The sequence below is a fragment of the Acidovorax sp. Leaf78 genome (assembly GCF_001422735.1).
Classification (GTDB): domain Bacteria; phylum Pseudomonadota; class Gammaproteobacteria; order Burkholderiales; family Burkholderiaceae_C; genus Acidovorax.
In genome coordinates, this window is sequence record NZ_LMLZ01000020.1 from 765,248 (window position 1) to 780,058 (window position 14,811).

The following is a 14,811-nucleotide window of genomic DNA, read 5'->3' on the forward strand; positions in this document are numbered from 1 at the left end:
TTCAGAGAGGTTTTGAATCAAATGGGCCGCTACCGCTTGTCCATCAAGCGCCAGCAGCTATCAAAATAGGAGCTTTCTGTTCACGCGTCCCGTACGTCAGCCACCGGGTTGGTGCCGAAATCGGCGCGGTCCAGCCAGGCCAGCACGCGCTCTGCGGCGTCGGCAGGCGACGTGAGCTGCCCGCCCGTCTTGAGGTTGGCAAAGTTCTGCTGGTCCGGGAAGGCATCGGGCGCAGCGCCGCGCAGCTGCACCTGCATGTCGGTGTCGATCACGCCCGGCGCCAGCGAGCACACCTTGGCGCCGTGGGGCTTGATGGCTTCGTCCAGCGCCACGCAGCGCGTGAAATGGTCCATGCCCGCCTTGGCCGCGCAGTACGCGGCTTGCGAGGCCATGGCGCGGCGGCCCAGGCCCGAGGAGATGTTGAGCACCTTGCGCGGCACGCTCGTCCACGCATCGGTGGCGCCCAGGAAGGCGGCGGTCAGCTGCATGGGCGCCTCCAGACCCACGCGCAGGGCGGTGGCCAGGTCGGCGGCATCGCTGCCGGACAGCGGGGCGATGCGCGGGATCATGCCGGCGTTGTTGATCAGCGTGGCGCTGGCAAACGCCTGCGGGCCCTGCGTTGCCAGCCAGGCCTGCAGCTTGTGCGCGGCCTGCTCGCCCTGCGACAGGTCGAGCTGCCATTGTTCGATGGTGACGCCTGCGGCCTTGGCCTCGGTGGCCAGGTCTGCGCTGGCGCTGCGGGCGATGCAGATCAGGGTGTTGCCGCTACGCAAAAGCTGCTGGGCCATGGCCAGGCCCATGCCGCGCGATGTGCCGGTCAGGATGTAGAGGTGGTTTTGGGGCATCCCGCCATGTTACTGCGCAGTACGCATCGCCGAGCATGCCGGTGGGTAACTACTGCCCCGTGGGGGACTCCAGCGCCGACAGCAGCAGCGACAGCCGTGCGTCCAGCGCGGCCAGGTCGGCGGCCTTGAGCGGCGCCAGGATGCGGTGCTCGTTGGCTACATGCGCCTCCACGGCCCGGTCGATGAGCGCCAGGCCCGCAGGCGTGAGCTGCACCAGCGAGCTGCGTGCGTCCTCAGGGTTGGGCAGCCGGGTGATCCAGCCGCAGGCTTCGAGCTTGCCCATGCGGTGCGTCATGGTGCCCGAGGTGACCATGAGCGTGGAAAACAGCGTGGTCGGCGCCAGGCAATACGGCGCGCCAGAGCGGCGCAGCGTGGCCAGCATGTCGAACTCCCACACGCTCAGGCCGAACTCGGCAAAGGTCTCGTCCAGCCGGCGCTCCAGCAGGGCGGTGCAGCGCTTGATGCGGCCGATCGGCCCCATGGGGCTGACGTCGAGGTCGGGGCGCTCGCGGTGCCACTGAGCCAGGATGGCGTCCACGGCGTCGGGTTGGCGTTGTGTGGCCATCGTGTCGGGCTTCAAAGTATCTTGATTTCAAGATTGTATGGTAGAGTTATTTATCTTGAATTGAAGATAAATAACCATGCAAGACACCCGCTCCGCCCCCTGGCTCGATGCGCTCACCACCGCGCTCGGCCCCGTCATCTGGGGCTCCACATACATCGTCACCACCGAGCTGCTGCCGCCAGACCGGCCCTTCACCGCCGCGCTGCTGCGCACGCTGCCGGCCGGCCTGCTGCTGGTGCTGTGGTGCCGCCGCTGGCCGGCATGGGGCGACTGGACCGGCTGGCGGCGCCTGGTGGTGCTGGCGGCGCTGAACATCGGCGTGTTCCAGGCGCTGCTGTTCGTGGCGGCGTACCGGCTGCCGGGCGGGGTAGCGGCCGTGGTGGGCGCCATCGGCCCGCTGGTGGTGATGGGGCTGACCTGGGCGATGGACCACCGGCGCCCCCCCGCCGTGGCCCTGGCGGCCGGTGCCTTCGGCGTGCTGGGCATGGCGGCGCTGCTGCTGTCGCCCGGCGCACGCTGGGACATGGTGGGCGTGGCCGCAGCGCTGGTGGGCACGCTGTGCATGGCGGCGGGCACCTTCTGGTCGCGCCGCTGGCGGTCCGACCTGCCGGTGCTGGCCTTCACCGGCTGGCAACTGCTGGCGGGCGGCCTCATGCTGGCGCCCGTGGCCTGGCTGGTGGACCCGCCGCTGCCCGCGCTGACCGCCGCCAACGTGGCCGGCTACGTGTACCTGAGCGTGGCGGGCGCTCTGCTGGCCTATGCACTGTGGTTCCGCGGCATTGCGCGGCTGCCTTCGGTGGCGGTGTCGTCGCTGGGGCTGCTGAGCCCGGTGACCGCCGTGGTGCTGGGCTGGGCGCTGCTGGGGCAGTCGATGCGGGGCATCTCGCTGGTGGGCATGCTGGTGGTGCTGGGCAGCATCCTGGCGGTGCAGTGGGCGATGTCGCGGCCTGCGGCGGCGTAGCCAGGAGGGCGGCTACCCGGACTGCTGCACGGAGCGGTCACATGCATTTGCTATCGAAATAATAGCTGCTGGCGCTTTATCAGAGAGCGGTAGGCCCTTCTTTTATTCAAAATTTGCAGGCCATTCCAGCACCACCTCTGCCCCTGTGGCCGGGTGCAAAAAGCGCAGGTGGCTTGCATGCAGCAGCAGCCGCGGGGCTTGGGTCTGCGTGGCGGCATCGGCGTACAGCGCGTCGCCCAAAATGGGGTGGCCCACTGCGGCCAGGTGCACGCGCAACTGGTGGGTGCGGCCGGTCACGGGCTCGAGTTCGACATGGGTGGTGCCGGTGGCCGCGTCGTGGCGCAGGGGCCGCCAGCGGGTGAGGCTGGGCTTGCCCAGCACGGCGTCGATCACGCGCAGCGGGCGGCGCTCCCAGTCGGCCGCGATCGGCAGGTCGATGTCCTGCCAGGCATCGGTCGCCTGGCCGTCGGGCTGCATGTAGCCGTGCACCACGGCCTGGTAGCGCTTGTGCACCTGGCGCTCGGCAAACGCGTGGCTCAGGCGCCGCTGGGCGTCGATGTGGCGCGCCATGATCACCAGGCCCGACGTCGCCTGGTCCAGCCGGTGCACGATGAGCGCGCCCGGCCAGCGCTCTTGCGCGCGGGCGCTCAGGCAGTCCTGCTTGTCCGGCCCGCGTCCGGGCACGCACAGCAGGCCTGGGGGCTTTTGCAGCACCAGCAGGTCGGCGTCTTCGTACACCGCCTGCACGGCGAGCGCGGCTTGCGCAGCGGGCGGGGCGTGAAGTGCGTCCAGCGCGTGCCAGGCGCCCACCGCGGGCTCAGCCGGCGTCATCGCCTGCTGCGTTACCGGCAATGAGCCGCTGCACCGTGGCGCAGAGCTCTTCCACATCGTTGGGCTTGTGGATCAAAGCGCGTGCGCCTTCGGCCAGCGCTTCCTGTTCGATCTCGGCCGTCACGTAGCCCGACGCCAGTGCCACCGGCAGGTCGGGGCGGATGAGCCGGGCCTCGCGCACCAAGTCCACGCCGCAGAACCCGGGCATGTTGTAGTCGGTCACCAGCAGGTCGTAGCAGTGGGGGGCGGCCCGCAGCGCGTCCGTGGCCTCGTGCGGGTCGGTGAAGCCGCTGACTTCGTAGCCTCGGCGGCGCAGCAGCCGCTGCACCAAAAACACCAGCGCCTGGTCGTCGTCCACGTACATCACATGCGGCTTGCGCGGTGGCGGTGCGCAGTCGGCCACCTCGGGCTCGGGGGGCGGTGCGGCTGGCAGGGTGTGCGGCACAGGGGGCGGGGTGGGCAGGGTGCTGGCCGGCGCCACCGGAAAGTACAACGTGAACCGGCTGCCCTGGCCGGGCGCGCTTTGCACGTCCACGCCGCCCTCGTGCGTGCGCATCACGCCATGCACCACCGCCAGGCCCAGGCCCGTGCCCTGGCCCACGGGCTTGGTGGTGAAGAAGGGCTCGAAGATGCGCTCCAGCGTGGCGGCGTCCATGCCCTGGCCGCTGTCGCGCACCGTCAGTGCCACGTAGTCGGCGGACGCCAAGCCCAGCCGCTCGGACAAGCGCAGGTCGGGCTGCACCGCGGCGGCCTCGACATGGATGCTGCCCCGCTCGGACCCCTGGCCCTGGATGGCGTGGACCGCATTGGTGCACAGGTTGAGCAGGGCCTGCTCTACCTGCGTGGCGTCGCCCAGTACGGGTGGCAGGCCCTGCTGCAGGTGCATGTGCAGCTCCACCGCGGGGGGGAGCGTCACGCGCAGCAGGCGCTCGGTGTCGTGCACCACCTCGGCCAGCGACACGGCGGTGCGCCGGGGCGGCTCGTTGCGGCTGAAGGTGAGGATCTGGCGCACCAGGTCGCGCGCGCGGCGGCCCGCCTTGTCGATCTCCAGCAGGCTCTCCAGCACGGGCGAGTCGGGTGCGCAGTCGGCCTTGGCCAGCTCCACGTTGCCCAGGATCGCGCCCAGGATGTTGTTGAAGTCGTGCGCAATGCCGCCGGCCATGGTGCCCACGGCCTGCATCTTCTGCGATTCGCGCAGTTGCGCCTCCAGCTCGTTGCGATGCGCCTCGGCCTTCTTGCGGCCGGTCAGGTCGCGCGCGAACACGGTGGTGGTCTCGCCCTCGGCGTGGCGCTCGAACGAGACGCTGACTTCCACCGCCAGCTCCTTGCCGCTGGCCGTCAGCGCCGTCATCTCGCCCAGCATGGCCTGCGTGGTGAGCTGCGCGAATGCCAGCGCTTGCGATGCGTCGGGCAGAAAGCGGTCGAGCGTGCTGCCCAGCGCGTCGCCTGCGCTGCACTGGAACAGCGCCGCCGCCGTGGGGTTGAACACGGTGATGCGCTGGTGCTGGTCCACACACAGAATGGCGTCGAGCGCCGAATTGATGATGGCCTCCAGCCGCTTTTCGCCGGCGTACAGCTGCTGGTTGCGCTGCTGCAGTGCCTGCGCGCTGTGCTGCAGCGCCTGGCGCTCGGCCAGCACGGGGCCCTGGTCGATCACGGCGCACAGAAACTGCGGCATTGGCGGCCCGCTGGCCTGCGGCGCCTCGATGTGCGCGATGTGCAGGTCGCCGATGATGCGGGTGTCGTCGTTGATGCTGAACACCACTTCCTTGACCTCGCTGTGGCCCAGGTCCTCGGCCAGTGCGAAGGCCTCGCGCACGCGGCGGGCGTCCTGCTCGCGCACGAAGGGCATCAGCGCGGTCAGTGGCCGGTCGCGCTCGGTAGGCTGGAACGACCGGTGGGCCATGGAGTTGGCCTGCACCACGAGGTCGTGCTCGTCCACCACCATCAGCGCCAGGGGCACGCTGGCAAACAACGTCTCGAACCGCTCGTACGCGCTCTCGGCCACGGTCTGGCTGTAGCGCAGCACCTTGTTCTGGCTTTCCAGCTCGGCCTGGTAGGCGCGCAGCTCGGCCACCAGGCCGTCGGCAGGCGCGCCAGGCTGCAGCGCGGGCGGGCCGGTGCGCACCACCGATGGGCCCGGCCCACCGGCTGCCTCGGCGGGCATGCGGCGTGAAGGGTCCAGAAAAGACAGATCGGGTTCGCTCATGGGAAGAAGGCCGCGCGGTCTCCACGCAGATGCAGTGCCGGGTCAAAACCCTGCGCTGCCAGCAGTGCTGGGCTTGCGGAAGGGCCGCAAGGCATGCGCCGAAGTGTACGCCCGCAGGTGGCGGGATGGCAGCGGGCGCCTGCAAGACCACAGGCTGCCAGGTGCGTTGTGCCCACGGCGCTTTTGGCCGCACCGGGCTGCTGCAAAAGCAGCGATTGTTGACCAAACGCGAACAATCCTTTTCCCGTTGATGGCTTACCGGGCGGCCGGGGCTTGCATACATTTCATATGCCGCAGCCTGACACAAGGTACGCGCAACCATCACGGCCCAGATCACAGGACTATTCCAACATGACCACTGCCAACAACACCACCACCTCAGCCGCTGCACAGCCGCTGCTCGACCAACTGCAATGGCGCTACGCCGCCAAGAAGCTGAACCCCGAAAAGAAGGTTCCGCAAGACAAGGTCGAGCGCATCCTGGAGGCCGCACGCCTGGCCCCCACGTCCAGCGGTCTGCAACCGTTCGAGATCATCGTTGTGACCGACCCCGCAGTGCGCGCCAAGATCCAGCCCATCGCCTGGAACCAGGCCCAGATCACCGACGGCTCGCACCTGCTGGTGTTCGCCGCGTGGGACAACTACACGGCCGATCGCATCAACATGATGTTCGACCTGACCAACGACCAGCGCGGCTTCAAGAACGAAGGCTGGGAGAACTACCGCCAGATGCTGCTGAACAGCTACCCCCAGCGCGATGCCGAGGTGAACTTTCAGCACGCTGCCCGCCAGGCCTACATCGGCCTGAGCGCCGCCCTGATCGCTGCCGCCTTCGAGCAAGTGGACTCCACCCCCATGGAAGGGTTCGACCCCAACGCCCTGGACGAGATCCTGGGCCTGCGGGCACGCGGCCTGCGCAGCGTGTCGATCCTGCCACTGGGCTACCGCGCTGAAGAAGGCGACTGGCTGGTGAACCTGAAGAAGGTGCGCCGCCCCCGCGAACAGTTTGTGACCGAGGTCTGAACCTGAGGCTTCAGGCGACCCATAAAAAAAATGCCGGGCACACGCCCGGCATTTTTCATGAAGCGGCGCTCAGCGGGCCACGGGTGCCGCATCCGTCACGCGGCGCATGGGCGTCAGCACCAGGGCCAGCGCAGCCAGCACCACCAGCGTGCCGCCGCTGGCAACGAACAGCTGGGTCAGCGTGACGCTCTTCATCAACCAGCCGGTGACGGCGGCAGAGATGGGCGCCAGGCCCATGAAGATGAACATGAACAGACTCATCGCGCGGCCCAGCAGCATGGGCGGCACGCGCTGCTGGATCCAGGTGAACACGCTCACCTGCATGAAGCCGCCCAACAGGCCGATGGCCAGCATCAGCGCAGCCCCCTGCCACACGGCGGTGATCAGGCCCATGGGCATGAACAGCGCGCCGATGATCGCGTCAAACGCGAGAATGGTCATGCCCAGGCTGCCGATGCGCAGCTTCGGCACCATGCCCGACACCACCATGCCGAGCAGCGTGCCTGCGCCATGCGCGCCCACGATGATGCCGAAGGCGGCCGCGCCCAGCCCGGGCGCGCTGCTGGCCAGCACCGGAATGGCAATGTGGATGGGCCCCATGATGAACAGCGCAATCGCGCTCCAGTAGAGAAAACAGGTGCGCAGTTCGGTGTCGCGCCAGAAGTGCACCAGGCCCTGCGCCACCGATGCCAGCACGGCCTGTGGTGGTGCTGCAGGTGCTGCGGCAGACGGTGCACCGCCACCGCCGAGCGTGCGCACCTGGGCTAACGTCCAGGCCGACACCGCAAAGCTCAGCGCATCGAGCGCAAACGCCAGGCCGATGCCGGTGGCGTTAGCGCGCGCTTCACTGCCGCCGCTGGGGTGCGCTGCGGTGGCATCCCCGAACAGCGCGATCAGCACGCCCGCCAGCAGCGGCCCGAGAAACATCGTGAGCTGGCGCAGGCCCAGGTTCACGCCATTGGCGGCCTGCAGCTGGTGGCGGGCCACCACGTGCGGCATCATCGCGACGCCCGCGGGAATGCTGAACGCCGTGGCCAGGCCAATGCCCAGCGACAGCGCATACACCATCCACAGCGTGAGGCTGCCAGCGAGCACCAGGGCGGCCAGCACGGCCAGCAGCACCAGGTTGATGTACTTGGTGATCATCAGCACCTGCTTGGGCGAATGGCGGTCCACCAGCGCGCCGCCGATCAGAATGAACAGCGCGCGCGGCACGCTGATGAGCGCCAACACGGTGCCCAGCACCAGGGTGTCGCCGGTCATCTGCAGCACCAGCCAGGGCAGGGCGATGAGCGTGAACTGGTCGCCCAGCATCGACAGGAAAGCGCCGCCGGTCAGCCAGCGGAAGTTGCGGTCCTTGAGCAATGCGGCGCGCTGGTCCGGGCCGGCCGGGTTGGCCGGCCCGGGCCGGGCTTGCTCCGCGCGCGGCGGCGGGTTGTCGCGGGTGGGGGTGTCAGTGGGCATGGGCAGGTTCTCCAGAGTAGGGACGGGAATGGCGGTGGCCGTTGAGCAACTGGCCCACCGCGGTAAAGCGAACACACAGGTGGTAGCTGGCCAGGCACAGGGCCGTGGTCGCCAGCACGTTGAGAAAAATCTTGGCAACTGCAGGGATCGGCACGCCATACAGCAGCGCGCCAAAGCCCACTGTCAGCGGCAGGTGCACCAGGTACACCCAGTACGCGCTGTCTGCCAGGTAGGCCAGCCAGGCCCGGGGCCGCGCCACATGCCGCAGAAACAGGCCGATGAGCGCAAAGCTCCACAGCCACGACGCGGCGTTGTAGGCCAGCGCCATCCAGAACTGCAGATGCCGCGTCGCCGACACGGGCGCGGCCAGCACGTCGGTGAAGCCGCCCGTCAGCAGCACCAGCGCAAAGGCCGATGCTTCGGGCTGGGCCAGCGCCTCTGACAGGACGCCCTTCACCACGAAGCACGCCAGCCCCGCAGCGGCGAACACCGGCCAATGCCGCTCATAGCGCGCCATCAGCAGCCGCCGCTGGCTGTACAGGCACAGGCCGAACGCATAGAACAATCCGTTGTGCACCCATTCCGCCAGCGGCGGCAGAAACGACCCGCTGGGCGTGACGATGCCGTGGTCGTACTGCGCGCCGATCCACGCCAGCGGCAGCGTGAGCAGCACGCCACCCAGCGGCGATGCGCACAGCCATGCCGCCGCAGCCTGCAGCGTGCGCTGCACCGCCTGGGGCAGCGCACGGGCCGCAGCCCACACCGGCGGGGTGAGCAAGGTCAGCCACAGCAGCATCCACAAAAACCACAGGTGCATGGTGGGCGGTCCCTGCGGCACATTGGGGCCGCGCGGCAGCAGGCTGCGGTCCAACCCCCAGACCCCCCAGGTACCGTGGGCCATGCGGTGCAGGAACATCAGCCCGAGCAGCGCCGTGGCGATGAACAGCGGCGGCCAGAACACCACTAACGGCAGGCCCAGGCGGCGCACCCGGTGGCGTGCGATGCCGGCCAGGCCGCGCTGTTGCACCAGCAGCGCCACGAAGAAGCCCGCCAGGATGAAGAACAGCGGCATGCGAAACGCATGGATCACCGCCACCAGCAGGTCGGCCACCGGCGTGGATAGGTCGTCGTGCCACGGCAGGGGCGACGGTGCTGCCATGTACGCAATGGAGGCGTGCAGCACGATGCCCAGCCACATCATGGTGGCGCGCAGGTGGTCCAGCGCGTGCAGGCGCCCGGAGGCCGCGGCGGGAGAGGGGGAGGGGTCAGCAGTCATGTGTCGGTCAATCAAGAGACCGACTGTCAAGCCTCACGTTGCGTGAGGGTCAAGCGATTTTTGCTGCTTTTTTGCGTTGGGGTGGCGAGGACGCTTTCGCCGCCGTCTTCGCATCCGCTGCTGTGCCGTGTGCATGGGTGTGCGCATGACCGTGGGCCAGCGCGGCGTGCAGGTAGGCCCGCACGGGCGCGCTCAGCGGCGAGCCCGCCTGCAGCAAGGGCTCCTGCATCGACGCGGTGAGCAGCTTTTGGCGCAGTGCGGCGTCGCTGCGAGTCAGCTGGTTGAACAAGGCGTCCCAGTGCCGCACGGCGGCCGCACCGTCAGCGTGCTGCGGGGCCACGCCGCGCGCCAGCAGTTGCTGCACCCAGTCTTCCAGCGCCGCCCACTGCGTGTGGGATACATGACCCAGCGCGCGCAGGTCGTCGCGGGTCAGGTACTTGTCCAGCAGGTTCATGCGCAGCTTGATGGCCACTTCGACGTACTCGATCATCTCGCCCGGCGGCGCATGGTTGCGGCCATGGGTCGTGGGCTCGGTGCGGAACATGTGGCCCCAGCGCTCCAGCAGGTCCATGTCGCCGCCCATCCAGTGCAGCATCAGCGCCATCCAGCGGTATGCCAGCGCCTGCACCTCGGGGTCTTCGGGTGGCAACTGGCGGTCCATGGCACTCTGCACCAGCTCCTTCACCACCAGCCAATCGGACTCGATCAGGCTCCAGTTGGTGAAGATCTGCTTGAGCTCGGCCGAGCTGAAGTACTTGCCGTAGGTGGTCATCAGCGCCAGCGCTTCGAGCCAGTTGCCCATGTCGGGCTCGGCCCCCGCCATGAGCCCGTCGCGCAGCATGGTCAAGCGCCCCCGCAGTTCGGTGGCCTGCGATATCTGCTGGTCCAGCGCGCGGATCTGCTGGCCGATGATGCGTTCGGGCGCCATCGTGTCGCCCACCAGCAGGTCGCCGATGTCGCTGAGCGCCAAGCCCATCTGCCGCATCGTCTGGATGCCGTGCAGCCGCTGCACGTCGGCCTGGCTGTACAGCCGATAGCCCGCGTCCGACCGGCCCGAAGGCTTGAGCAGCCCGATCTCGTCGTAATGGTGCAGCGTGCGCACCGTGAGGCCGGTGCGCCGCGCGAGATCACCGACCTTCAGCAGCATGGGTCTTCTTCTTACTTGCGCACCGAGATCAGTTCGATCTCGAAGTTGAGCGTGCTGTTGGGCGGAATCACGCCACCTGCGCCCGCAGCGCCGTACGCAATGGCAGGTGGGCAGGTCAGCTTGGCCTTGCCGCCGGGCTTCATGCGCTGCACACCTTCGGTCCAGCAGGGGATCACGCGGTTGAGCGGAAACTCGGTGGGCTCGCCGCGCTTGTAGGAACTGTCGAACTCCTTGCCGTCGAGGAATGTGCCCTTGTAGTGCACCTTCACGGTGTCGGTGGACTTGGGCGAATCGCCTGAGCCTTCCTTCAAGGATTCAAACACCAGGCCGCTGGCGGTGGTGACGGGCTGGGCGGTTTGTGCCTGAGCAACTGGGGCAAAGGCAAGAGAGGCGAGCAGTGCGAGAAGAACACGCATGAAGAAAACTCCAGGAAAAAACAAAGGCCTGATGTTAGGGCCTTTCGCTTTTAGCGCATTGCATATTGCCGCAGTGTGTTTGACCCGTTGGTGAGTCTCACGGCGTCATGGCGACCCAAGACATGCGGTTGCTTGAGGTAGCAGAGGACCCAGTGATGCTGTTGGTATTTTTTCCGTCTGAATCGCTGATGGGGTTGGCGGAATTCCAGTCAGATTGAGCTCAGCGGACTCAATGCGCCACTCCGACTTGCGCAATGTGAAGTAGAGGATCTTTCTTGCGTAGAACTCAGTGGATTCATCTCCTGGCTTTGCGGGAGCCGTGCGACAGTTGAACCGTACCTCCATTTGAGTGCGATGGCGTTTTTTCGGACCCGACGAAACCTGCCGTGTCTCGCAAGTGGCGCGGACCCGACGTTGACCTTCGGCGATCGGAATATTCAATTCGAAATCGGAGTCGTGAAGGACGCTCTTGCAGGGCGCTACCAACGCGTGATAGCTGTCAGCCGCGTCTGCAATTGAAGTGATCGAGAGGGCAAGAAGCACAGTCAATGCGGTGAACGCGCAACGGAGCTTTTGGCCGTCCCGACAGACCGTTCGGATAGGCAAAACAGACGGTTGTGACTTACTCATTGTGTGAAGATGGTCTGCAGAATGAGAGTCCTTGTGATAGCCCAGGCTTGGGTGCGGTGCGCGATATTTGGCTTACGCCAGGTCACCTACCGGCACACAACTGCAGAACAGATTCCGATCCCCATACACATTGTCCACGCGTCCCACAGGCGACCAGTACTTACCTTGTCGCAGGGCCGCCACAGGGTAGGCAGCAGCTTCGCGCGTGTACGGGCGGGCCCACTCGCCGGTCAGAAGATTCTCCGCCGTGTGCGGCGCGTTCTTCAGCGGGTTGTTGTCCTGCGGCAGTTTGCCCGCCTCGATCTGGCGGATCTCTTCGCGGATGGCGATCATCGCGTCGATGAAGCGGTCGATCTCGAACAGCGTCTCGCTCTCCGTGGGCTCCACCATCAGCGTGTTGGGCACGGGAAAGCTCAGCGTGGGCGCATGAAAGCCGTAGTCGATCAGGCGCTTGGCGACGTCCTCGGCCATCACGCCGCTGGTCTCCTTCAGGCCGCGCAGGTCCAGGATGCACTCGTGCGCCACATGGCCGTTGGCGCTGGCGTACAGCGTGGGGTAGTGGTCCTTCAGGCGCGCGCTGATGTAGTTGGCAGACAGGATGGCCGTCTCGGTCGCGGCCTGCAGGCCTTCGGCGCCCATCATGCGGATGTACATCCAGCTGATGGGTAGCACAGCGGCGTTGCCCAGCGGGGCTGCGCTAACCGGGCCCACCTTGCCGTCGGCGGGGGACAGCGGCTGGTCGCCCTGGCCTGGCAGGCCGGGCAGGTAGGGCACGAGGTCTTCGACCACGCACACGGGGCCGACGCCCGGGCCGCCACCGCCGTGGGGGATGCAGAAGGTCTTGTGCAGGTTCAGGTGGCTCACGTCGCCGCCGAACTCGCCGGGGGCGGCCACGCCCACCAGGGCGTTCATGTTGGCGCCGTCTACGTACACGCGGCCCCCGTGGCTGTGCACCAGGGCGCACAGCTCCTTGACCTGGGTCTCGAATACGCCGTGCGTGCTGGGGTAGGTGATCATCACGCAGGCAATGCTGCCGCTGTGCTGCTCGCACTTGGCCTTGAGGTCGGCCAGGTCCACGTTGCCGTTGTCATCGCACTTTGTCACCACCACCTGCATGCCCACCATTTGCGCGCTGGCGGGGTTGGTGCCGTGTGCGCTGCTGGGGATGAGGCAGATGTTGCGGTGGCCTTCGCCGCGCGCCCGGTGGTAGGCCTGGATGGCCAGCAGGCCCGCGTATTCGCCCTGGCTGCCGGCGTTGGGCTGCAGGCTGATGCCGGCGTAGCCGGTGGCCTGGCACAGCCAGGCGCGCAACTGCTCGTCCAGCTCGCGGTAGCCGGTCTGCTGGTCGGCGGGCGCAAAGGGGTGCATGTGCGCGAACTCGGGCCAGGTGATGGGGATCATCTCGCTGGTGGCGTTGAGCTTCATGGTGCAGCTGCCCAGCGGGATCATGCTGCGGTCCAGCGCCAGGTCCTTGTCGGACAGCTGGCGGATGTAGCGCAGCATACCGGTTTCGGAATGGTGGGTGTTGAACACCGGGTGCGTGAGGTAGCTGCTGGTGCGGCGCAGTGCAGCCGGGATCAGCGGCTCGACGCCGTTCTCGAACGCGTCGAACGTGGGCAGCGCCTGGCCGTCCTGGGCGAAGACCTTCCACAGCAGCTCGATGTCCGCGCGCGTGGTGGTCTCGTCCAGCGAGATGCACAGGTACTCTTCAAAGTAAATGCGCAGGTTGGCGCCCGCCTGGACTGCGCGAGCAGCTATCGATTTGGTAGCATCACCGGTATGCAGGCTCAGCGTGTCGAAGGTGGCTTGGGGGCGTACCGGCGCGCCCAACTGCACCAGGCCCTGGGCCAGGATGGCGGTGTAGCTGGCCACGCGTTGGGCGATGCGTTGCAGGCCTTCGGGGCCGTGGTACACGGCGTACATGCTGGCGATGACGGCGGGCAGCACCTGCGCAGTGCAGATGTTGGACGTGGCTTTCTCGCGGCGGATGTGCTGCTCGCGCGTCTGCAGGGCCAGACGGTAGGCGGGTTTGCCGTGCACGTCCACACTCACTCCCACCAGGCGGCCGGGCAGGCTGCGCTTGAACTCGTCGCGGCAGGCCATGTAGGCAGCGTGCGGGCCGCCCGCGCCCATGGGCATGCCAAAGCGCTGCGTGGTGCCCACCACGATGTCGGCGCCGTATTCGCCGGGCGGCGTGATGAGCGTCAGCGCCAGCAGGTCGGCGGCCACAATGAAGGCGGCCTGCTTGGCGTGGGCTTTTTCCACATCGGCTCGCAGGTCTTCGATGCGGCCGCTGGTGGCGGGGTACTGGGCCAGCACGGCGAAGTAGTCGCCGGCCAGCAGGTCGTTCCATTCCTCGGCTGAGTTGGCCAGGCGCACTTCCAGGCCCAGGGGCTTGGCGCGGGTCTGGATGACTTCGATGGTCTGAGGGTGCGCGTCGCCCGCCACCACGAAGACATTGCTCTTGGATTTGACTGAGCGCCTGGCCAGGGTCATGGCCTCGGCGGCGGCGGTGGCTTCGTCCAGCATGGATGCGTTGGCAATGGGCATGCCGGTCAGGTCGCACACCATGGTCTGGAAGTTGACCAAGGCCTCCATACGGCCTTGCGAGATCTCGGCCTGGTAGGGCGTGTAGGCGGTGTACCAGGCGGGGTTCTCCAGAATGTTGCGCAGGATGACGCCCGGCGTGTGCGTGCCGTAGTAGCCCTGGCCGATGAAGCTGCGCAGGACCTTGTTCTTGCCCGCAATCGCCTTGAGCTCGGCCAGCGCTGCCGCTTCGGTGACGGGCAGGGGCAGGTCCATGGGCGTGGTGCGCGCGATGGAGCGCGGCACGATGCTTTCGATGAGGGCGCTGCGCGAGGCCTCGCCGATCACCGACAGCATGTGGGTTTCATCCGCAGCGTCGATGCCGATGTGGCGGGGCAGGAATTCGGTGGCGTTCTCGAGCGCGGCGAGGGAGGGCAGGGGGGCTTGGGAGGTCATCGGCGGCGGCGGCAAGGGCGGGGACACATGGCCCGGCAGGTGGCTGCCGGGCCGCGAAGGGAGGGGCAGTCCGATCAGGCGTTCTTGGCGAACTCGGCGTAGGCCGGCTCGTCCATGAGCGCGTCGAACTGCGTCATGTCGGTCACGTGGACCTTGAAGAACCAGCCAGCGCCCATCGGGTCGCTGTTGGCCAGGGACGGGTCGGCGCGCAGCGCCTCGTTCACTTCGACGATCTCGCCGGTGACGGGCATGTACACGTCGGCCGCGGCCTTGACGGACTCGACCACGCCGGCCACTTCACCCTGGGTGAAGGTGGTGCCGACGGCGGGCAGGTCCACGAACACCACGTCGCCCAGCGCGTCCTGCGCATGCAGCGTGATGCCGACGGTGGCGGCTTCGTGGTCAGAGATGTCGATCCACTCGTGGTCCTTGGAATACTTGACAGTCATGGGGGCTCCAGAA

12 protein-coding genes are annotated in these 14,811 nt (G+C 67.4%); 2 read left to right on the top strand and 10 right to left on the bottom strand.

Features of this window, described 5'->3' with window-relative positions:
• Positions 1-80 precede the first annotated feature (80 nt).
• Both ASF16_RS14965 and ASF16_RS14970 read right to left on the bottom strand, forming a co-directional pair.
• The gene (locus ASF16_RS14965) at positions 81-845 is read right to left on the bottom strand and encodes an SDR family NAD(P)-dependent oxidoreductase (protein WP_056168504.1); all 765 of its coding nucleotides are present in this window, start codon (positions 843-845) and stop codon (positions 81-83) included.
• A 49-nt stretch (positions 846-894) separates the two neighbouring features.
• Complete coding sequence (locus tag ASF16_RS14970; RefSeq protein ID WP_056168506.1) at positions 895-1,410, bottom strand: MarR family winged helix-turn-helix transcriptional regulator; 516 nt, start codon at positions 1,408-1,410, stop codon at positions 895-897.
• A 76-nt stretch (positions 1,411-1,486) separates the two neighbouring features.
• On the opposite strand from ASF16_RS14970, the gene ASF16_RS14975 reads away from it, so the two are divergent.
• Positions 1,487-2,371: an EamA family transporter gene (locus ASF16_RS14975; protein WP_056168510.1), complete on the top strand. Its 885-nt coding sequence runs from the start codon at positions 1,487-1,489 to the stop codon at positions 2,369-2,371.
• A gap of 102 nt (positions 2,372-2,473) precedes the next feature.
• Here the strand turns inward: ASF16_RS14975 and ASF16_RS14980 are convergent, their stop codons facing one another.
• A complete protein-coding gene (locus ASF16_RS14980) occupies positions 2,474-3,202 on the bottom strand; it encodes an RluA family pseudouridine synthase (protein WP_082516937.1) in 729 nt (242 codons plus the stop codon).
• Positions 3,189-5,411, bottom strand: a complete 2,223-nt coding sequence (locus ASF16_RS14985) for a PAS domain-containing sensor histidine kinase (RefSeq protein ID WP_056168513.1) — start codon at positions 5,409-5,411, stop codon at positions 3,189-3,191. The genes ASF16_RS14980 and ASF16_RS14985 overlap by 14 nt, the downstream gene beginning before the upstream one ends.
• A gap of 351 nt (positions 5,412-5,762) precedes the next feature.
• On the opposite strand from ASF16_RS14985, the gene ASF16_RS14990 reads away from it, so the two are divergent.
• Positions 5,763-6,434, top strand: a complete 672-nt coding sequence (locus ASF16_RS14990) for an NAD(P)H-dependent oxidoreductase (RefSeq protein ID WP_056168516.1) — start codon at positions 5,763-5,765, stop codon at positions 6,432-6,434.
• Between the two features lie 69 nt (positions 6,435-6,503).
• Here ASF16_RS14990 and ASF16_RS14995 read toward each other — a convergent pair whose 3' ends face one another.
• From ASF16_RS14995 to gcvH, 6 genes are all read right to left on the bottom strand, one after another.
• The gene (locus ASF16_RS14995; RefSeq protein ID WP_082516938.1) at positions 6,504-7,898 is read right to left on the bottom strand and encodes an MFS transporter; all 1,395 of its coding nucleotides are present in this window, start codon (positions 7,896-7,898) and stop codon (positions 6,504-6,506) included.
• On the bottom strand, positions 7,888-9,174 hold the full coding sequence (locus tag ASF16_RS15000) for an acyltransferase family protein (RefSeq protein ID WP_056168519.1): 1,287 nt from the start codon (positions 9,172-9,174) through the stop codon (positions 7,888-7,890). Before ASF16_RS15000 ends, ASF16_RS14995 begins: the two co-directional genes overlap by 11 nt.
• Before the next feature lie 49 nt (positions 9,175-9,223).
• Positions 9,224-10,321, bottom strand: a complete 1,098-nt coding sequence (locus ASF16_RS15005) for a MerR family transcriptional regulator (RefSeq protein ID WP_082516939.1) — start codon at positions 10,319-10,321, stop codon at positions 9,224-9,226.
• Positions 10,322-10,332: 11 nt separating this feature from the next.
• Positions 10,333-10,737, bottom strand: coding sequence for an FKBP-type peptidyl-prolyl cis-trans isomerase (locus ASF16_RS15010; protein WP_056168522.1), 405 nt, complete (start codon positions 10,735-10,737; stop codon positions 10,333-10,335).
• Between the two features lie 702 nt (positions 10,738-11,439).
• Complete coding sequence (gene gcvP, locus ASF16_RS15015) at positions 11,440-14,349, bottom strand: aminomethyl-transferring glycine dehydrogenase (protein WP_056168526.1); 2,910 nt, start codon at positions 14,347-14,349, stop codon at positions 11,440-11,442.
• A 74-nt stretch (positions 14,350-14,423) separates the two neighbouring features.
• Positions 14,424-14,798 carry a glycine cleavage system protein GcvH gene (gcvH, locus tag ASF16_RS15020; protein WP_056168529.1) on the bottom strand — a complete coding sequence of 125 codons (375 nt, stop codon included), beginning with the start codon at positions 14,796-14,798 and terminating at the stop codon, positions 14,424-14,426.
• Positions 14,799-14,811: the final 13 nt, after the last annotated feature.